Below are 21,748 nucleotides of genomic sequence, written 5' to 3' on the forward strand. Positions count from 1 at the left end.
CCCCCTAAGGGAGCGGACGTTCCTGTGTTATCTTGCTTGCTTGTTAGTTAATAAAATTCAAGGCTTGCAAGGTGCGCTTCAGCATAACGGCAGCTTGCGCGCGCGTTGCGTTCTCTTGCGGTGCGAAGGTTGAATCGGTGATGCCCTGAATGATTCCAGCCGTCAAGGCTTGAGCCGCGACATCCTTGGACCAGCCCGAAATGCTCGAACGGTCCGCAAATTTCTCCAGCACCTGTACATCTGCTTGAATTTCTTTACCGCCCAGACTCATGGCACGAACAATCATCGCAGCCATCTGCTCACGGGAGATCGTGGCGTTAGGCCTGAAGCTTCCGTCTTCGAAGCCGTCAATCAGCCTTGCCTTCTGAGCGGCCCCAACGGCTCCGGAGAACCAGTCGGTGCCGGCTACATCGGTGAAGCCGGACGCTTCAACTTCATCGAGGCCTAACGCGCGAACCAGCAGCGCCGCGAATTCCGCCCGGGTGATGAATTGGTCCGGTGCATACTGGGATGCCGACATACCATTGACAATCAGCTTGCTGGCCAAGGTTTCAATCTCGGCTTTAGCCCAGTGTCCGGCAAGATCGGCGAACGTCTTCGGGTTCTCGAGAACAGTGTAGATGCTGTTGCCCGGACGCAGAATCTTCGCCTCCATACCGTTGAATACTGTCGGTACCGGAATAAAGGTCTGTGTTTGCAGATTGAACATCACGCCTGTTGCCGTCTGCGGATTAACCGCACGCGGGAGAGTGAATGAACGTTCCACATACGTACCGAATGAATGGATTTCCTGCGTCCTTCCGTCGCTTGCTCCGATGCTGACGGAGAACTCTACCGGTGCAGAGAGAACCGTTGCACCCAGCTTGACAGCCGCATCATTCGCGCTTTCTGCCATCGCCCCTTGAACCTTCCCTATCCGCACGCTGACCTGCAGATCCTTCCCGGAGACACCCCATTGTTTGGCGAAGGCTGCTGTGTCGATCAGGTTCACACGGAGACTGTATGATCCGATACCCGATTTAATTTGAAGAATAGCTTCGCTGTTCTTGCTTAACAGGGCAGCCAATACATCGGTGGAGAGTTTGGTTTGAATCACATCACCCTTGGTTTTGATGTTCACGGTAAATACATCCTCGTCCGTATCCATCTTGGCCAGCAGGCCGGTGATTCTCGCTGCATCGATCACAGCCGTGACCACGCCGTCCTTCGACTCTTCCTTCACCGCACTGTCCAAACCCTCTCCGGTCTGGGTTCCATCACCCGCCGGTGTGCCTACCGGTGTACCAACCGGGTCCGGATCGTTCCGGATTTCACGGCCGGTTCTCACTGTGACATAAAGAGCATCGGCGCTCAGGTTGCCGGCTGCATCCACAGCTTTGACAGCGAAGGTGTATTCGGTATCCTGGGTCAAACCGGTCACCTTGTACATCGTGACATTCCCCAGGGATACATGCTCCGAATACGTGCTGCCTGTTACGGTATAAACCTTATAGCCGGTCACTCCGTCCTTATCGGTTGCCACGGGCCAGGTTAAGGTCAACCCGGTTGGTGTCACCTGGGAAGCCGTCAGACTGCCGGGCAGCCAAACTGGCCCCTGTACATCCTCACCGGAAAGATTGTTATACACCGCTTTTTGCCATTGCACCGATGACATGGAAACTGCTCCGGCGCCGGCATATGGCAATACTTGGGTGTCCAATGATCTGGCATCATATACCTGATAGCTGTAAGGCAATGCGTTCTTAAATCCATCCACATCCATAACAAGTCCGGAATAGGTGCTGTCCGTTACAGTTAGCTCGGTCTCAATCCCGTTCATGTAGTAAACAGAATTCAAGGCACCGATATAGCCCGCCGGACTGGAGCCGTTCCCGCTGAGCAGGGCTTTGACGATTCCGCTGATACTGGAGTTCTCCACCAGAACGGAAGCCCCTTGGGTCGAAATCGCACCATTGCTTACTACCTTCGAAGATGCATATTCATCGGTTAACGAATTGCGAAGATCGTACAGCTCCGTCGCATCCATGATGGTGTTGTACACATGGGCGGAGCCCTGACGGACTCTCGGCATCCGGTCCATCGAATTTTTGTAGTAGTTATTGGCAAGGGTAATTCGCAAATTCGATGTGTTGGCTTCCGTATCGGAGGCCCCGATCAAATGTGTTTTCTTCTGCGCAGCGGAGTATTGGCGGATCTGCTCCTTACTCATGGCATGTGTGGTCAGCAGCTCCTGATAGAACGGATACTGCCCCGGATTAGCCTCCAGGAGCTCCATCATGTCATTGAAGAAGGAGCCTTCACTTGCCGGCAAGAATTTACTCCACGAGATCGTAACGTCTGAGGTATCGGTGCTAACCGCCTTCTTCACATCCACGATACCGTCGTATGCCTTATAGAAGGTACTGTGGTCAATCCATATCCCCGTGCTTCCATCCTGAATGGTGATATAATCCCAGTCATTGCGGTCATAATCGCCATGAGTGGCTTCATCCCACTCCCATAGCTCATCAAACATCAGATTCCGCAGGATCATATTGCTCGAATTGCGGATATCGATGGTGACATGAGTCAGCTTCGCGCCATTTTTTGAGAAAATGGTCAGATTGCTCATACCGGATAGCTGCAGAGTGGACACACCGGTTTGAATTAACGTCGGATGAAGCAGCGGCTGGTTGGAAGCCGGTTTAATGATACTCCCATATTGGGTAAGGGCAGCTCCAATCTCCTTGGAGCCCAGAGCAATATCAGCCGTAAGCTCAATGACACTCTGTTTTCCACTGGACTTAGCTTCTGCAACAGCCTTAAGGAATTCCTCGGCAGAGGCTACCTTCCAATAGCGGTTGGAGGTCTCAAGAAGCAATCCGCCTCCCGTCACGCCCCGGGCAGCTGCATAACCTTCAAGCGCATATTGGCGAACTTTACTATCCTGGGTAGAATTGGGGTCCGCCGGATCCGTGGTCTCCGGTGTGGGTGTCGGATTCTCCCCACCGCCGGTTGTAACCTCTTTCCCATCCACCAGCAGCTTGATGTCAGTGAAGGTAATGTCCGCATTCCGCGCCACAAACATGCCCACATAAACATGGTCCGGATCAATGGCCGTAAGCTTAAAATCAAAGCCTCCGGTTACCGCCGCTTCGTTGCCAAACTTAGCAGCATACCCGTCCGCATTGCCTTCAAGGCGGAGGTCAACCGAATCTCCTGCGGCAATGGGATTCACAGCTGTGCTGCCCTGGGTCAGGATTCCGCTCTTCCGGGCGAAGCTGTTCCAGTAGCCTCCGGCCGCAGCCTTAGTAAGCTTCAAAGGCGCGGCAGCAACATAATCGCCCATACCCGTGTTGATATACGAGTCGATATACATTTCATCCCTAGCCATTAAGCCGAAGGAGACTTGGTCATTCAGGCTGAAGCTATTGATTCTCGCTTTGGCCGTCAACGTGAAGGTGCTGTTGGCGGGCACCTTGTAGTAGTACATGGCCACCCCGTCCGTCGTACCGGATATTTTACCTTTATTATTCGCTACTGCAATATGCATGTTTCCATCACGGTCAGTTTCGAGGGTCTGATTAGCCGTACCCGGAGCGCCGCCAACATCACCGAATACGGTCCCCTTCCAAATCCCGTGATCCGCCCATAAAGCGCTCTGCGGCAACTCACCGGAATAAGGCGGTTCTGTGTAATTCGGATTAGGCGCTAACGTACTGGCCTTCGTCGGTGCATTAGCCTCCAGCACATGGTCTGCAAGCCCACTGACGCTTAATTCCTTAATCCCTTTCGATACCAGATAGGCATTGTACTTTCCGCCCCAAATATTGGTATGGGTATTATCTACACTAGCCGGCTTGGAGGAGGTCCATGCATGCAGATACAGTGTTTCCGCAGTTCCTAACTGGTCGTACAGCGCTTTGGTGGAGGCGGTCATATCCACCACCGGGATATGAAGCTCCGTTCCCACGTTTCGAATGGCCTGCGGATAATCCCCGCCGGCAAAAGCTCCGGACGCTGCTGTAATATGAAGATCCGCATTGCTCCATACACCTGTTGCGCTTCTTCGGGCTATAGGGGTGGTAAGGATGACCTGAACCCCTGCAGCTTGGGCCGGCTTAATATAGTGCTCATACAAGGAGTTGGCAAACGAACCCGAATCCAAATAAGTACCGTTAGGGTTGGTATAACGCTCCGCTTCTGCTTTTTCATCATTGTGACCGAAGCCCACCAGCAAATAATCCCCGCTCTTCATTCCGCTGAGCAGCTGCTGGTACTGGGGTTCCACAATGAAGCTCTTGGAGCTTCTGCCCGACAATGCGAGATTCTGGATCGTGAAGGCGCCATCGAGATACTGTCCAAGCTGAGTACCCCATCCATATCTGGGATAATAGTAGTTATCGGCAAACGCGCTTACCGTTGAATCCCCCACAATCCATATGGTGGAAGTGCCCGCAGGGGGTTTAGCTTGAATGGTAACCTTAACCGTCACACCTGCGGCATACCCGGCAATAGTCCCGTGAAGCTCTACCGTTCCGGCAGCTGCTGTATTCACCGGCTCCCAAGCAACCTTTACATTGCCCTGGGTCCCATTGCTGTATATCGCTGTTACTGTTGGTGGCAGTGCAACCGTGCCACCTTGCACGGCGGTTAGATCGGCCGGCTGTATGATGGAGGTAATCGACGGCTGTTCTGTGCCAGTAAAGAGACGATCTATAAGGCCCTGCGTCTCAGCGGTCCAATACGGATTCAGCTGTGTTGTATAAACACCGCCGGCATCCGGGGCATATACCCTGATTTTACTTTGGGCGTCCACTTCAAATTGTACGCTGTTCTTACTGTCCACGCCGCCCACTCTTACCGGAGGAATCACGTAGTTGGAGATATTATAGCCGCGTTCCTTAATGGCCTTGGCCAATAATCCCCCGTTGTAGAAGCCGCCGATTTTATTGTTATGGGTGGAATCTCCCGCAGCCATGATAGCCTTGGCAAAAGGTGAAGCAGAAGCGCTTGCGGCAGGGTCCTGTTTGTATGCCTTTTCATAGGAATCCTTGGTCAGCGTAAACATATCGATTACCTGAACACCCTGCTCCTCACCCAGCTGTTCAACGGCTCTCACATATGCATTGTTGGATGTGGTCACGGTTCCCGTTGTGGTATCCGTTGCATCATGATGCGTCCTTATGGTGCCGTCCGGGTTAAAATATTGCCTGGATATCGGGGTAGCCAAAATAGGTGTTGCCCCTGCTTGTTTGGCCACATCAATATACTGCTGCAGATACCACTTGAAGGTACCGGTTGTATACGGATAATACGACTCTCCGTACTGTCCGGCAAGAGAACCCGGGGTGGTTTCCTTCACGCCGGCTGTGGAGGGATAAATCCCGTTGGCATCCGGCTGCCCCATGGAAACGAATCTTTCCGCGAGATATCCTTGTTGATTGGCAGAATCATTATGTCCAAACTGGATCAGCAGGTAATCGCCGGTTTTAATGGTGGAGGCGATTTTGGCGAGGCTTCCTTCGTTAATGAAGCTTCTGGAGCTTCTGCCTCCGTTGGCATAATTGACAATATTGATTTTTTCCGAGTCGAAGAAGCTCTGCAGATATTCTCCCCAGCCGGCAGTATCCGAGGTTGGGCCATAGGTTTTCACCGTTGAATCCCCTGCTACATAAATATTGACGCGCTGTCCATCGGGAATTTCGTTGCCGCCGCCGGAGGAGCCCACCTGCACCAGGTTATCCAGCTGTATGGATGCGGGTATGCCCTTTAAGCCGTTTACGGTTTCGGGTGTAACCACAGCCTTGATATAATGGCCTGCGTCCGCACCGGTAATTTTGTAGGTTTTCGAAATATACGCCGTTGTGGCACGGATCAACGTTTCTGTTCCGTCCGGACTTACTCTGTACCACTGGATTAATGCGCTGTCGTTCAGGCTGTCGCTCGGTTGTTCATATTCATAGCCCAAGCTGATGGTGTTTCCTGTGTAAGGAATATTAATATCATCATCTGTGGTGAAGAAGGGTTGCATCTTGAAGACTTTGGCGGCACTGCTGTCGGCCGTATAAAAGGACGGCATCCAACCTCCGAAATAAGCGCCAACCTGGATGGCGGAGGCTTGTGCATCCGTGATAACCGGCCCTCTTCTTTGGGATGTATCCACTGCCGCACCGTTATACGTAGTGTTGTATTCGGCATAATTGGCCGTTTCCGGCTTATTGCCGGACATGTCATACCAGCCGCTGGGAGTTATGATCGAGCTGCTTTCAAGCTTGGTATTCAGGAAGGTTACCTTCGCTTTTGCTCCCCAGGGTCTGCCCAAATAACCGGCCGATTGCATATTTTTACTGTCGGCTGTGACCGTGGCGTTCCTAAAGAGGTAGCCGTAACCTGCCAAATCCTTGGCCGCGGTAATGTATCCGCCTACCGCCTGGTTGCTGTATCCGGCGAAATTCAGGGTAGCGTTATCAAACACGACGTTGCCGTCGCCGAAGATATAGTCCGTATTGCCCTCGATGAAGGAATCCTTAAAGTAGCTGCTGTTGGTGCCGCTTCCCCCGGTATAAAGGGTGTCCTGGCTGCCCAGAAAACTGCAGTTTAAGAATTCCGCATAGTTTCCTTCAATGAGCATCGCGGCAGCTCTTTCCGTAGCTGCTTTGGAAGTAACGTCGGTGAAGGATTTCCGTTCCACATTGATGGTACTCCCGCTTTCTGCGGCAGCCAGCTCCACCCCATCCAACAATTCCTCATCGGTCATATACTTATTGAAGGAATTTTCAAAAATGATATTTTGGGCTTTAAAGTAAGAAGCCTTGCTGGTGAGATAGACGGTACCGCCCCATTTGCTTGCGGTATTCTTGGTATATTTATCGAACGCTTTCTCTTCATCATAGAAACCGTTTGCACCGATGCTGTAATACTTATACCCGATGCCGTAATACCAGGTAATTTTCACCTGTGTGGCCGGATCACTGGTCGGATTCGGATGAGAGTTAACCAGCGTAATGTATGGTGTATCCACCACAAGCTGTGCCCGGTATACGCCGGGAGCAATGCGTATGGTAATCCGGTGGGCTTCATCTGCCGGGTTCATCCGGGCTGCGGCAGCAAGAGCAGCCTTCACTGAGCCGAAATTATGTTCCTTCGAGCTGTCGCCTACGTACAAATCGGGAACCCAGGGAAGAGCCTCAGGAGCCGTATTATTTACAAATAAAATATCCTTAGCGGTATTCTGCCCATTCAACACTACGTGCGTGCTTGTGCTGTAATTTTCTGTGTTGGCGGCGGAGATGCTGTATGATCCGTCCCGGAGAGTCACCTGATAACCTCCGCCGGCAACGGTCCCCGCATACGTATATCCGTCATCCACATTGGTAAAAGCAATGCTTGTCACTTGTGCTGCAGATGTTAATCCCAGGAATGTGCCTGTTGCCGCATATACCGCTTTTGGGGCAACGGTAATATCCGAAACCGTATCGGCACTCAACGTGATGCTGCCGCCACTCACAACCTCATAATCATTAACGCCGGACAGAACGGCCGTGTAAGGCACCCCATCCTGAACATCAGCGGTATAGGTCAATGCCGCCAAATCTACCGAAGCGGTGACCGGAGAGGCAAGACTTTCTTCCGGAGGCATCCATTGAAGCTGCATTTTGCTTATGTCATAACTGGCTTTAAAACCCTTCAGCTGGCCGCTTACAGTAACAAGCTGGTTGGCCACCACATCCAGGCTAACGAGTTTACCCGACTCCATATCGGATAGTGAAGTGCTGATCAGCTTCGTTTCATCGGAGAATCTGTAATCGGTTACATCTTGAATCGTCGCAATATATGAATAACCGGTTGCAAGAAGCGCATCGAATGTCAGGTCAGCCTTCACCCTCGCATCTGTGGTTTCCCCTGTTGTCTGATTCGTGAAATTAATGATATGGCCTGCTGCAATATTGCTGCCGTTTGCATTTACAGTGCCGCTTACCTTGACGCCCGGCGTCCTCATGACTCTGTGCACCCAAGGCTTTCCGCTTGCTCCTGCAGAGAAGTAAATTTGATAGGAGCCTGAATAGTGTGCCACCAGCTCAGCCTTCTGTGCTGTTGTGGTAAACGCAGCCGTACTGTCCTGCGGCTCCGTAGAACTGGGCGTTACGGTTACAGCCGTGCCGTTTAGGCTCACAGCTGCATGCACCAGGTGAACCGTTTCATTGGCATTGCTTGTCCCGCCATAAACGGTAATTTTGTCCCCGGCCACAACATTATCCAGTGTCAGATATCTTCTGCCGTTGCCTCCCGAACCATTGGCGTAATACACCCCGTTGGAGTTATATCCGTCCGCATAACTGATCTTTTGATTGCCCCAGGTACCATAGGAATTCACACCTAGAGTAGTCCCATCCGCCTTATAATAGTATAACCTGTCTTTTGCATCGGGGTTGGCCAGGGTCAGGTCTCCGAAGACCGTGGTAGCGAATGCCCCGGATTTAAGCGCCGGTTTGCTGTCCAGAAGTTCCGGTGTAATCTGATTGTTGTACAAGCTTCCGGATTCGGGGATACCTCCGAAATCCCAAACATCAATTTTCCGGCCGCCGCCGGCATCACTGGCCAATGCGATATTGCTGAATGCCAGAGTGAATAGCATTGCAACGGACAGTAATGTGCCGATCCCTTTCCTTAGTCTTCTTGAAATGCCCATGTATCAGTACCCCTTCAATTTAGTTTTGTGTTCGCACACAAGAGCTATTATGAAGGCTGACACAGTGTCAGAGTCAATAAAACGTTTACATTTCTTCTATGGGAACACCAATTAATATGTATTGCACTTCCTGGTTTTCTTCCATCACATTGGCTATCACCACGCCGATAATGTCCCCGTCCAATTTCAGGTTATGCTCCTGCATATACCGGAACGGTTCCTTTAATAACGTTTCGTTCGGGTTCTTCTCCCCGTTTACCGGAACCTTGGCCACACTGATCAGCGATTTCCGCTTTTCATATCTTTCCGTAAATTCATTTTCATAAATGCTGTACCGGTCCAGCAGAGCGGTTTTAATCGCCCAACCTGCATTTAGGAGCATATGGCCTTTTTCGGCATCTTCCTTTCGTATCAAATAAATCCGCTGCACTTCAGGAGACAAATGGATGTAGTCCTGTATGGTTTTCACCCGTTTGGGTTCGGTAAAAACTTTATCCCCGCTCTGATACAGCACATAGGAAAAAGGAACGCAGTCCCTTATATAGCAGGATGGTTCATACCCGTTGGCTTTTTTCATCAAAACCAGATCATCCTTCAGCCGGTGCCTCAGATTCGTCAAATAGCTGATTTGTTCATCGAATTGCTTCATCAGCTTCTCATAAACAGGGAGTAAACCCGGGATGTCACTGGTTTTCATTTGGCCGATTTCCGGATGGGTAAACCCGTATTTGCGCAATAAACGCACATGCATAATCGTGGACAGATCCTCTTCGCTGAAGTACCGGTAGTTGCTGTTTTCCGAACGTATGGACGCAATATAGCCCATCTTTTCATATCTTCTGATGGTATTGGTAGACACATTCAACAGGTTGGCCAACTCGCTGATTTTAAGTTTCATAGAAGCCTCCATACATAAACAGTATCTGTGAAGCAGGGAGCCGCCTACACTGGTTTAACTGACGCTTTGCTCGCCGCTATTATAGCATATCTGTAAGCTCCACCTCTTTCCTGTTGGGATCAAAATGAAAAATGACTGCCGAGAATGCCCTCGACAGTCCTTAAATCCAAATCTGGTTTGCGCGACGTAACAGCCGCCGGTTCTCCTCACCGCTTCACCTTATAAAACTCATGGTACAGCTTCATCAGCGCCCGCTTCTCGATCCGCGACACGTAGCTGCGGCTGATGCCCAGCTCCCGGGCGATCTCCCGTTGGGTGCGCTCATCTCCCCCCGTGTCCAGGCCGAACCGCCCCCGTATGACCTCCTGCTCCCGTTCATCCAAAATATCCAGATGGGCATAAATCTTTGACTTCTCGATTTTCATCTGCACCATTTCCGCCACATCGTCGGATTCACTGCCCAATATATCAATGAGCGTAATTTCGTTGCCCTCCTTGTCCGTCCCGATGGGGTCATGGAGGGAAACATCCTTCTTCGTTTTTTTGAGGGAACGCAGATGCATGAGGATTTCGTTTTCAATACACCGCGCAGCGAAGGTAGCCAGCTTCGTCCCCTTATCCGGCGAGAAGGATTCAATGGCCTTAATGAGTCCGATGGTGCCGATGGAGATCAAATCCTCCAGGTCCTCTCCGGTATTGTCAAACTTCTTGACGATATGGGCCACCAGACGCAGGTTATGCTCAATCAGCATATTGCGGGAATTGAGATCTCCCCCGGCCATCTGCTTCAGATGCTTCGCTTCCTCGCTTTCGGATAAGGGCTGCGGGAAGGCATTGTTCTTCACATACGAAACCAGTAAGGACAGCTCTTTAATGAATAAAGCAATCATGGCGAAAAATCCCGGCACGGCAGTCACCCCTTGTCAGCAATATGCACCATGCCCCGGTGAAGGAGTAGCATGAGCGTAAGCAAAGTAGTAACAGTCTATGTGGGTATCCGCCTACTTGTGCCTGTCCGGCGCCCAAAAAACAAAACCTTGGTTCATTCGATTCGCTTCGGGTAATTGGGTATAATAAACCATAATCCATTGGAATATCCTGCTTTTTTTGAGCAAACACCAAATAAGGGGGCTACGCGGCTATGGAAATGGAAATGCTGGCACAGGTAGAGGCATTGGCCCTCAAAAAGCAAAAAATTTACCGGCAAAGCGTGCTGCGCTATATTGCGCGGGCCATGCTGGCCAGTATGTTCATCGGCTTCGGGGTTATTGTGGCCTTCAAAACAGGCAATTACTTCTTTCTCGAGCATTCTCCCTTGACCTATCCCATGGCGGCCATCACCTTCGGCGCAGCCATTATCCTGATCTCGTACGGCGGCGGTGACCTGTTCACGGGAGATACCTTCTATTACAGCTATGCCGCCCTGCGCCGGAAAATGGAGTGGGTGGAGGTGGCGCGGATGTGGTGCGTCAGCTACTTGGGCAATATTCTGGGGGCAACGGCCTTTGCCCTGCTGATCTATCTCACCGGGCTGTTCAATTCCTCCAGTGTGAACCAGTTCCTGCTGGATGTAGTGGCCCATAAGATGGAGGCGCCCATCAGCCAATTGTTCTTCCGGGCGATTCTCTGTAACTGGCTGGTCTGTCTGGCCTTCTTCGTGCCTATGTCCATGAAAAGCGACGGCGCCAAAATGTTCGCCATGATGCTCTTCGTCTTCTGCTTCTTCATCTCCGGCTATGAGCACAGCATCGCCAACATGTGTACCTTCGCCATTGCTCTGGTGCTGCATCATCCGGGAACCATTTCCTGGTACGGTGTGTTCCACAATCTGATCCCCGTAACCATCGGCAATCTGATCGGCGGAGGCATTCTCATGGGGGTCATGTATTATTACGTCAACAAACCTTTTCTCGACGATTCCCATTAATTTGGTTAATCTGGCAACAAAAAAGCGCTAAACTGCGTCTACATACATAAAGAGAACAATAGGAGAGATCACATGCCCGTTACCACTGCACCCCCGTTGGAAAAACTGGGATGGAAGCGCCACGGGGCAATCCTGGGATATGCGCTTCTGATTGTAATTGTCAGCCGCCTTTTGCTTTACGGAATCGGTTATTTGGGATTAAACCTGTTTCCGGTATATACCATGCAGCCCACCTACAAAACCTTCGATCTGGGGGACGGACAAGTGCTGCAGGTTATGGACCTCCCGGAAAAGCTGTCGGATACCCAACTCCTCAAACCCGCCCATGTGTACAAGTTTGACGTGTTTTCCTATATGAGCATTGCCCGGGACGGGTACCATACATATCAGATTGACGAGCCTCATCCTCCGGCCAACTGGGTATTTTTCCCGCTGTACCCCATGATGGTCAAAGGATTGTCGTATGTTCTTCCCTGGAGCCTGCATACCATCGGCCTGGTGCTGTCCAATGTGCTTCTGGTTTTCGCTTTGTACTTCATCCACCTGACCGCATTGGCCCGGGGGGTTGCCAAGGAAGGCATCGGCTTTATTCTGTTTACTGTGGTGGTGTATCCGGCCTCCATTTATTTTTCGCTGATGTATACGGAAAGCCTGTTTCTCCTGCTGTGTGCGGCAACCCTGTATTTTGCCCATACGAAACGGTTTTTCTGGGCCATGCTGGCGGCAGGTCTGTCCACGGTGACCCGGGTTCCGGGTATAGCCAATCTGGTTTTTGCCGGAGGAGCCATTCTGGTTGAATTGATCCGGCGGCGCAAGCTGGTTTGGGCGGATGCCCGATTCCTGGGTTATGCGGTGATGGCGGTATTACCTATGCTCAGTTATCTGGCTTATATGAAGAACCTGACCGGGGATTTCCTGGCTCCGATGCACGAGCAGGATAATTGGGGCCGGGCAACCGCATTTCCCTTCGGCAATTATGTGCATTATTTCAGCAAACCTTACTTTATCCTGGGAGGAGGCGGCTGGGATAACGGCGTCATCTCCTTTGTGATGGCCACCTTCGCCCTGCTGGTGTTTTTCCTCTACGCGGTTAAACATTGGCGCAAGCTGTCCGGCAATTTAATGGAGCTGCTGTTTTTCGTGTACGGCTTCTTCCTGATTGCTATCCCCTTCAGCAGCTCGCCTGATCTCCTAACCAGCATTGTGCGGTATATGATGGTATCCATCCCCATGTACTTTTACCTGCATGATCTCACAGCCCGGTATCCGTTGGTCCGGAACGCCGCGGTGACCCTGCTGATTATGCTCAATACAGTGATTACCATCTGTTTTGTGACGGAATATTTCTTCGTGGTTTAAAAAAGATCTCCTCTATATCCAAATAGGCAGGGCAAGGAGCATCTCCACTGGGAGGTGGTTTCCTTGCTCTGTTTCATTTTTGAGGATTTCCTTTGTCCATGCGAAAGGGACAAGAAATATTTGTAAATTTACCCATAAATAAATACGCAGATGTACCATTCCAAATCTTTCATTTTCAATACAATATATTAACTGCCAACGAGAGTTGTCCTTCAAGCAAGCCTTATTGGTGCATCACTCTCCCGTCAGCCATCCCCTTTATCTGGACAAAAGTGGAATCTTTCTGTGTTTATTAAACGAAAATCGAGGTGATCATCTTGGCCATCCAATTAAACAACCGCATTGTGAATGGAAGCTTTGAAACGGGCTTGGCAAACTGGGTTTCCGTGAACACAACCGTCAGCTCCATATCCAAAGGAGGCTTTCAGAGCGCCCAACTGCTGAGCGGCCTGCCGAATGCTTCGTTGCAGCAAGCCGTGGGGGTAGCTCCTGGAGAAGGATTGTATGTGTCATTATCCTTGGCCTATCCCTTTGGCGGACAGAGCCCTGCGGTGGTCGTCACGGTAAACTTCTTCAATGGCGCTTTGCAATATCTGGGTGCAGGCTATACCCTCATTGTCCCTCCCGGTTTCTTTACCAACGCACAGTGGCAAGTTTTTGAGGGGGTTACTACCCCTGCGCCTGCCGGGGCTGTGTCCGCCCAGATTTCCATCAGTTTGGCTCCGCAGCCGGCTGCCAGCAGCATGCTGGTGGATGAAGTGATCTTGATGAATGCCCTTGATTTGAATACAAGTGGAGCAACAGGGCCAACCGGGGCCACGGGCAGCCCGGGCGCAACAGGAGCCACCGGGCCTACCGGTGGAGGATCAACAGGAGCTACCGGCGCGACCGGGGCGACTGGTACATCTGGCTCTATCGGAACCACTGGAGCGACGGGGACTACTGGCGCAACCGGAGGCGGAACGACTGGGGCGACGGGTGTGACCGGAGCGAGCGGTAGCACGGGCGCCACTGGCGGCACCGGCGCTACTGGCGACACCGGCGCCACTGGCGGCACCGGGGCCACTGGAGCCACTGGAGCGACTGGGTCCACCGGAGTCGGGACGACAGGGACTACCGGTGACACTGGCTTGCCTGGCGCTACCGGTGCTACTGGTGACATTGGCGCCACAGGCGCGACTGGGCCTACCGGAGTCGGGACGACAGGGGCTACCGGTGACACTGGCTTGCCTGGTGCTACCGGTGACACCGGGGTTTCTGGGGCTACCGGCGAAACCGGCTTACCTGGCGTTACCGGTGCTACTGGTGTTTCTGGGGCTACCGGTGAAACCGGCTTGCCTGGCGTTACCGGTGCCACCGGGGTTTCTGGGGCTACCGGCAGCACGGGCGCTATTGGCGTCACCGGTGACACTGGAGCAACCGGCAGCACGGGCGCTACTGGCGACACAGGCACTACTGGGCTTACTGGGCTCACCGGTGTGACTGGCGCCACCGGGCTCACTGGCGTTACCGGCGTTACTGGCGACACAGGCACTACTGGGCTTACTGGGCTCACCGGCGTGACCGGCGCCACCGGGCTCACTGGCGTTACTGGCGTTACTGGCGCCACCGGGCTCACCGGCGTTACCGGCGTTACTGGCGACACAGGCACTACTGGGCTTACTGGGCTCACCGGCGTTACCGGCGCCACCGGGCTCACCGGTGTGACCGGCGCCACTGGGCTCACTGGCGTTACCGGCGTTACTGGCGACACAGGCACTACTGGGCTTACTGGGCTCACCGGCGTTACTGGCGCTACCGGGCTCACCGGCGTTACTGGCGCCACCGGGCTCACTGGCGTTACTGGCGCCACCGGGGCGGCGGGATCCGTCGCCGTGATTCCTTTTGCCTCAGGAGCACCGGCAGTGTTAACCGGCTTGGTCGGCAATATCGTCGGTACCACCACCTTGGTAGGCTTCGGCAGCAGCTTCCCCGGCGTTTCCTTGACTGGCGGCAACATCAGCCTAGTGGGTGGAGCAGGAGTTGCCACCAACTATGCCTTTGTCGTACCGCGTGACGGAACCATTACCTCCATCTCCGCATTCTTCAGTGTAGTGGTGGGGCTTTCCCTGCTGGATACTCCAGATGTAACCGCACAGATCTACGCATCCACCGATCCGGACAGCAATACCTTCGCTCCCGTTCCCGGCGCGCTCGTTACTATGACCTTACCGGCCGTTACTGTGCTGGGCACTACCGTCTCCGGCACCACCAGCGGATTGTCTATTCCGGTTACCGAAGGGACCCGTTTGCTCATGGTATTCTCCGGAACCTCCACCTTGGTCATTACTCTTACCGGCTATGCAAGCGCAGGACTGGGCCTGAGCTAACCGGCCAATACAAGCATTCTGCAAAAAACTCCCGGCGGGCCCTAGAGCCGCCGGGAGCTAATTTCTAACGAATCTCACAACGCTTATTTCTCCTGAAAGCACCGGTTTGAAAATGTAACGAATCTGAGCCACGCTATTACTTACGCCCGGGCTCATTTCAGCTTCTTCTTACCAAATTAAGGTTCCACAAATTCGTTACAACCAGCAGACGGGCCAAAATGGTGAAATAACGTTGCTGAGATCCGTTAGAACGCCCTCACCCACACCTACGGCCCCTGCCCACCAGCCCCCCTTCGTCAGATGCAATCTTCGTTTAGCTCAATCGTTTCTTCTAGGCGCGATATTTTGTACTATCATTGTGAAGCACATACCGCTTCGATACGTGATGCTCTTTTGGGAGCAGACGTGTTGGGGCGGTTTTTTTCACAGTTGGTTCCCTGTTTTTATGAGTCTCCAGCAGTTGAATCCCGAATACGATCTGCTGGATTTTAACAACAGTTACCTGCATTGGTCAATAAACAACTGTTGGAGGTGGCCAACGGCAGGCTAAGTTAAAGCATCAATCAGCTTCAGGACTTTGGGGAGATTCTAACGAATCTCACAAAGCTTATTTCTCCTGAAAGCGCCGGTTTGCAAATGTAACGAATCTGAGCCACGCTATTGCTTGCGCCCGGGCTCGTTTTAGCGTCTTTTTGCCGGAATAAGGCGCCTCAGATTCGTTACAACCGAAAGACGGGCCAAACGGGCGAAATAGCGTGGCTGAGATTCGTTAGCCCCCCGCTGCTCACTGCCCGCCACCGTCACGCCCCCCACCGCCCCGCCGCTCACTGCCTGCCACCGTCACGCCCCCACCGCTCACTACCCGCGGACGCCCCCCTTCATCAGACTCCCTCGCCTCCAACGAGCTGAAGCCCTATCCGTTCCGGAAGTAAAAAATCGCCAGCTGGGTACGGTCCCGCAGCTCCAGCTTTTCCAGTATAATGCTGATATAATTGCGGACTGTACCCTCGCTCAAGAACAGCTCCTTGGCAATTTCCTTATTGGACAACCCGTTGGCCACCTGCACAATAATGTCCCATTCCTTCTCATTTAAGCCCAAACGGGCCCAATCCGCCTTCACGCCCTTGTTCAGCAAAGCCGGGATCCGGGTGATGATCTCGTCCCCGAATACACGCTGGCCTCCGTACACTGTGCGCAGAGACGGCACAATGCTTTCAAAATCCTGCTTCAATATGTATCCCTTGGCTCCCAGCCGGATCGCTTTCACTATGTATTCATCATCGGAAAAGGTAGTCAAAAACAGAATTTTCCGGGTTGGCTCCTCCCCCAGCAGCACCTCCGCGGCTTCAATGCCCGTCATCCCCTCCATGCGGATATCCATCAGGAGAATATCCGGCTCCAGACTCCGGAACAGTTCAACCCCCTCGCGTCCGCTGTTGCCGGTGCCTGCAACCGCAATATCCTCCTCCGCCTCCAGAATCGTCTTCAGCGAAGCCGTCACCAGCTTGTCGTCATCCACAACCACAACCTTCATTCCGCCGCAGCCTCCTCCACAGTCTTTTCCTTAGGGATAGAAATAAAAAGTGCAAAACCGTCCTTCGTATGTACGCGCATGATCCCCTCGAAGGCTTCCACGCGGCTTTCAATATTTTTGAGTCCAATGCCGCTGTCTGTATTGATGCTCTTGACCTGTCCGTTATCCCGGACCACCAGCTGATAAAAAGCCGGATGCTCCCGCAGGGTCACACTGGCCCAAGTGCCGTTCGAATGCCGGACAATATTGGACAAGGCTTCTTTCACGATAGAAATCAGCGCATACTTCAGGCGTTTATCCGGATTGCTTTGGATTTCATAGTCAAAATCCAAGGTGCAAAAGGTGAATTTATCCGCCAGCTCCTTAAGCTGGGCATACAGATCCACAGATTCATCATACAGATTATGCACACTCTGCCGTATGCTGTCCATAGCCTCCGAGAGAGTTGCCTTCAAGGTTAGAAGAGGCGGGCGGGCTTTTTCATCCTTCGTCACCGCAAGCATAGCCCCCATCTGCAGCAGCGAGCTGGACAACAGATGCCCCACATTATCATGGATTTCCCGGGCAATGCGGTTGCGCTCATTCAAGGTAGCCAGGCTGATCCGGTCATCCTGCTTCTCCATCAGCTCCTGATTCTGGCGTTTCAGAACAAGTGCCATTTCCCGGGAGGAATCCCTCAGCTCATAAAAGCTGGCCAGCAGCTTCAATTGTCCATCCGTCCTCCGTTTCAGAATGGCGGCGAATCCCAGCAGCAGCACCAGCACGGCCATCATCACATCGGAGCGTCCCCAGTGAATCGCAACCGGTACAAGTGCAGCAAGCCCAATCCACTGCCAAGGCCGGAAAACCAGGTCATATCCCACCAGCGGAAAAAAGAACAGCAGCCCCGGCATCGGAATACAGGCGACAATAAACACGGAGGCCAGCAGCAGGCTGGCATATTTGCTGTCGTAGTAGAACATCAAACAGCCGATGATCACGGCGGTCAGCACCGGCGCTATTTCCATACCGGCGGCAGGATCCAACAGATAAACCACCAGACATGAGGCAAACAAAATCACTTTATCGGTTAAATTCATCATCGTCGTATTCGTCCTCGCGGTACCGGCATCATTGCAGCTCTATTTTACCACATCCCCCAAGGGGGAAGAGGGACAAGTTCAAGCCGGAAATGACATTTGTCATGCAGCGCTCCTGACACAGCGCACTTATTTCCAGGGGCCAGACAGGTTAACATAGTGTTATAAAGACGAGAGGCGGAGGCCATATATGGTGATTAAAGTGAAAAACCTGGTGAAGCGGTACGAGGACCTGTTGGCATTGGATCATCTGTCCCTGGAGGTGCGGGAAGGGGAAATCTTCGGCCTGCTGGGGCCCAACGGCTCCGGCAAAACCACCATCATTAACTGCATCCTTTCGCTGCTGGAGTACGACAAGGGCGAGGTGGAGGTGTTCGGCAAACCCATGAGGCCGGACTCCTATGATATCAAGCGGGATATCGGCATCATCATGCAGAACGTGGCCGTTTTTGAAGAACTGACCGTTTATGAGAATATCAATTACTTCTGCGGCCTTTATATACCGGACAAAACAGAGCGCAAAAAGCTCGTCAAGGAAGCTATTGAATTCGTCGGGCTGGAGGATTTCACCAAGTATTATCCCAAGAAGCTCAGCGGCGGCCTCCTGCGGCGCCTGAACATTGCCTGCGGCATTGCCCACAAGCCCAAGCTGATCATTCTCGATGAGCCTACCGTGGCTGTCGACCCCCAAAGCCGGAATAAAATTCTGGAGGGCATTGTGCGGCTGAACGAACAAGGCGCCACGATTGTGTACACCTCCCACTACATGGAGGAGGTCGAGCAGATCTGCTCCCGCATCGTGATTATGGATAAGGGCAAGGTGATTGCCGCAGGCACCAAGGAGGAGCTGAAGGGAATGATCGCCACCGGTGAAAAAATAACTGTGGAAACCTTCGCTCCCGTCCAACTGGAGGCGCTGGCGGCGCTCCGGAAGCTGCCGGGCATCGAATCCGCGGAAGCCACCGATAAAACCCTGTCCATCAAATCAGGCAAGGGCCGTAATAATCTGGAGAATGTGCTGGAGTTTTTGAAAATGCGGGAGATCAGCTTCGGGCGCATCTATTCTGAGCTCCCCACGCTGAACGACGTGTTCCTGGAGATTACCGGCAAGGAATTACGGGACTAAATAGTCCTTGGGAGGTATGTTATGTTCTCACATATTTTTATTGTCCGCATGAAATGCCTGCTCCGCAACAAGGAGCTGATGTTCTGGACGCTGCTGTTTCCTCTTCTGATGGCCACCTTCTTTAATATGGCCTTCTCCGGTTTAAACAGCGCCGAAGCGTTTAAGCCCATCGAGGCCGCCGTGGTAAACGACGCGGGATATAAGCAAGATGTTTCCTTCCAGCAAACCCTGACAGCCGTTTCCGGCGGGGACAGCCGGATTTTCAATTTGAAGGAGGTTTCCAGCCGGGAGGAAGCAGATCAGTTGCTGGAATCAGGGAGTATTGAGGGCTACTTCAGCGTGGACGGGACGCTTGCGCTGACAGTCAAAAAATCCGGCTTAAATCAAAGCATCATGAAGAGCTTTGCCGACCAATACCAGCAGACAGCATCGGCGGTCGGGCAGATTCTCAAAACCAATCCCCAAGCGCTGCAAAACGGGCTGCTTCAAGATATGGGCCTCTCCCGCGAATATGTGACAGAGGTGGCTGCAGGCGGCTCCGCTCCCAACAATGTCCTTAACTATTTCTACAGCCTCATCGCCATGGCCTGTTTCTACGGCAGCTTCTTCGGCCTGCAGGAGGTAACGGACATTCAGGCGAACCTCTCAGCCCGGGCAGCCCGGATCAATATGTCCCCGGTCCATAAGCTTAAGGCTTTTGTAGCGGGACTTTCCGCAGCACTGGTAATCCAATTTGTGGAAATCCTGATTCTGCTGGCCTACCTGGCCTTTGCCCTCCATGTAGACTTCGGACCACGGATCGGCTATGTGCTGCTGACGGCTTTCGTCGGCTGTATTCTGGGATTGTCCTTCGGTTCCCTGATCAGCGCCGCCGTCAAAAAAAGCGAAGGGCTCAAAACCGCCATTCTGATCAGCGCCACCATGGTTGGCACCTTCATGGCGGGTATGATGATGCTCAATATGAAGTACATCATCTCCCAGAATGCGCCTATTCTGTCCTATCTCAACCCAATCAACCTGCTGACCGATGCCTTTTATTCCCTCTATTATTACGATACCCTGGACCGGTACCTGCTGAATTTGGGCCTGATGGGCGTCTTTGCCGTGGTCTTCTGCCTGGGAACCTATGCCATAATCAGGAGGCGGAAATATGCCAGTCTTTAAGCTGTGTTTGAAAATTATCCAGAAGAACCTGCCGGCCATCTCCATTTATGTCGTCATCTTTCTGGTCATCTCTACTCTGATTACCGTCTCCAATGTGAACCAGCAAACCAAGGGCTTCAATCAAACCAAGGCCAAAATTGCCTTTTTGGCAGAGGAAAGCACACCGCTTGTGGAGGGCTTCAAAAAAGAGCTGTCCCGGACAGCCCAGCTGGTGGAGCTTCCCGATGAAAAAGAAAAGCTGCAGGATGCCCTGTTTTTCCGCGATGTTACCTACATCCTGCGCATCCCGGCCGGATTTACAGAGTCCTTCCTGAAGGGTGACGGGCTTCAGCTTCAGAAAACCGTCGTGCCCGGTTCCGTGGAGAATGCCTATGTGGATCTGACCGTCAATCAATACTGGCGCTTAGCGGCATTGTACGCAAAGAACAATTCCGGCATCACCCAGCAGGATACAGCACAGCGGGTAGAACAGGATATGGCGGTAGACACGACAGTAAAGCTGTCCAATCCGGAAGGCAAGAAGGATATTTCCCAAAGCTTCTCCGTCTATTATTTCAACTTCCTGGCGTACACGCTGACCTCTGTGCTGATTCTGGGGGTATCCGCTATTATGATCGTGTTTACCAACAAGGATCTGAGCCGCCGGAATTTCTGCTCCCCCTTGCGGACGGGAAGCATCAACCTGCAGTTTTACCTGGCCAACCTGGTGTTTACCGGGGCAACCTGGCTGTTAATGACAGGCGCCTGCTTTATCTTCGATCCGAAGGATTCGTTCACGCCTAATATGATTTATTTGCTCCTAAATTCCCTGGTCTTTACCCTTTGTATTGCCAGTGCAAGCTTTCTTATCGGCAATCTGGTGAAAAGCCGCAACGCCATCAGCGCCATTGCTAACGTGGCTGCTCTGGGCCCTGCTTTTATCAGCGGCGTCTTCGTTCCCCAGGAATTTATCGCCGGTCCGGTGCTGCGTTTGGCCAGCTTCACCCCAACCTACTGGTACGTCCAGGCCAACAGCAAAATCGGCAGCCTCACGGACTTCTCCTGGTCCAGCCTCACTCCCGTCTTCAACAACATCCTCATCACCGCAGGCTTCGCCGTTGCTTTCTTCGCCATCTCCATGGTGGTGGCCAAACGGAACCGGTTGAGGGCGTAAGCGCAGCTTGATCGTCTTTATGGACGGATCCTGATCACGAGTAAACAACTGCCGGCAGCTTTTGCGTCGCGCATTTGGTCCATCCTGCACAACTGGTGGCCGCTTTGACTTTGCACGTTTGGCCCATCCTGCAAAAGTGCAGTTATTTCCAGAGGAACCCGCCCGTTGGCGCTGCTATCCTGCAAAAGTGCAGTTATTCCGGGCAAAATAATCTGCTTGGTAAGAAAAGCGGTAAAATAAATGCACTTTTGCATTTAGGAGGAGCGCGTTCGCACCATGTCGGTGAATTAATTGCACTTTTGCATTTTGCGAAAAGAAAGAGTTAGCGAATGGAAGAGTTACTGAATGGAGGAAAGTGGAACGTTGGGAAGGCGTTTGGGGAAACGACGGTACGAAAAATCTTCAGCGCCATGAGGGAAGCATCGCAAAATAAAAAAAGCCGGGGAGGAACTTAGACCTCCACCGGCT

General features: G+C 52.5%; 11 protein-coding genes. 6 read left to right on the forward strand and 5 right to left on the reverse strand.

Features of this window, described 5'->3' with window-relative positions:
- Window positions 1–43: 43 nt before the first annotated feature.
- The 3 genes from ACI1P1_RS02805 to sigK form a co-directional block, all read right to left on the reverse strand.
- Window positions 44–8,671, reverse strand: a complete 8,628-nt coding sequence (locus ACI1P1_RS02805) for a pectinesterase family protein (RefSeq protein WP_416214843.1) — start codon at window positions 8,669–8,671, stop codon at window positions 44–46.
- Window positions 8,672–8,756: 85 nt separating this feature from the next.
- Window positions 8,757–9,569 carry a MerR family transcriptional regulator gene (locus tag ACI1P1_RS02810; protein WP_416214844.1) on the reverse strand — a complete coding sequence of 271 codons (813 nt, stop codon included), beginning with the start codon at window positions 9,567–9,569 and terminating at the stop codon, window positions 8,757–8,759.
- Between the two features lie 206 nt (window positions 9,570–9,775).
- Window positions 9,776–10,477, reverse strand: a complete 702-nt coding sequence (sigK, locus tag ACI1P1_RS02815; RefSeq protein ID WP_416214845.1) for an RNA polymerase sporulation sigma factor SigK — start codon at window positions 10,475–10,477, stop codon at window positions 9,776–9,778.
- Between the two features lie 233 nt (window positions 10,478–10,710).
- Here sigK and ACI1P1_RS02820 point away from each other — a divergent pair, with 233 nt between their 5' ends.
- The 3 genes from ACI1P1_RS02820 (at window position 10,711) to ACI1P1_RS02830 (ending at window position 15,224) form a co-directional block, all read left to right on the forward strand.
- On the forward strand, window positions 10,711–11,496 hold the full coding sequence (locus ACI1P1_RS02820; RefSeq protein ID WP_416214846.1) for a formate/nitrite transporter family protein: 786 nt from the start codon (window positions 10,711–10,713) through the stop codon (window positions 11,494–11,496).
- A 72-nt stretch (window positions 11,497–11,568) separates the two neighbouring features.
- Window positions 11,569–12,855, forward strand: coding sequence for a hypothetical protein (locus tag ACI1P1_RS02825; protein ID WP_416214847.1), 1,287 nt, complete (start codon window positions 11,569–11,571; stop codon window positions 12,853–12,855).
- 317 nt (window positions 12,856–13,172) lie between these two features.
- The gene (locus ACI1P1_RS02830) at window positions 13,173–15,224 is read left to right on the forward strand and encodes an NTTRR-F1 domain (protein ID WP_416214848.1); all 2,052 of its coding nucleotides are present in this window, start codon (window positions 13,173–13,175) and stop codon (window positions 15,222–15,224) included.
- Window positions 15,225–16,137: 913 nt separating this feature from the next.
- On the opposite strand, the gene ACI1P1_RS02835 is transcribed toward ACI1P1_RS02830, so the two are convergent.
- On the reverse strand, window positions 16,138–16,758 hold the full coding sequence (locus ACI1P1_RS02835) for a response regulator (protein WP_416214849.1): 621 nt from the start codon (window positions 16,756–16,758) through the stop codon (window positions 16,138–16,140).
- A complete protein-coding gene (locus ACI1P1_RS02840) occupies window positions 16,755–17,840 on the reverse strand; it encodes a sensor histidine kinase (RefSeq protein WP_416214850.1) in 1,086 nt (361 codons plus the stop codon). The genes ACI1P1_RS02835 and ACI1P1_RS02840 overlap by 4 nt, the downstream gene beginning before the upstream one ends.
- A 187-nt stretch (window positions 17,841–18,027) precedes the next feature.
- Here ACI1P1_RS02840 and ACI1P1_RS02845 point away from each other — a divergent pair, with 187 nt between their 5' ends.
- The 3 genes from ACI1P1_RS02845 to ACI1P1_RS02855 are packed head-to-tail and all read left to right on the forward strand — an operon-like array spanning window position 18,028 to window position 21,280.
- Window positions 18,028–18,963, forward strand: coding sequence for an ABC transporter ATP-binding protein (locus ACI1P1_RS02845; RefSeq protein WP_416214851.1), 936 nt, complete (start codon window positions 18,028–18,030; stop codon window positions 18,961–18,963).
- Window positions 18,964–18,984: 21 nt separating this feature from the next.
- Complete coding sequence (locus ACI1P1_RS02850) at window positions 18,985–20,127, forward strand: ABC transporter permease (protein ID WP_416214852.1); 1,143 nt, start codon at window positions 18,985–18,987, stop codon at window positions 20,125–20,127.
- A complete protein-coding gene (locus tag ACI1P1_RS02855; protein WP_416214853.1) occupies window positions 20,114–21,280 on the forward strand; it encodes an ABC transporter permease in 1,167 nt (388 codons plus the stop codon). The genes ACI1P1_RS02850 and ACI1P1_RS02855 overlap by 14 nt, the downstream gene beginning before the upstream one ends.
- Window positions 21,281–21,748: the final 468 nt, after the last annotated feature.

This window comes from Paenibacillus mesotrionivorans (genome assembly GCF_046098205.1).
Classification (GTDB): domain Bacteria; phylum Bacillota; class Bacilli; order Paenibacillales; family NBRC-103111; genus Paenibacillus_AR; species Paenibacillus_AR mesotrionivorans.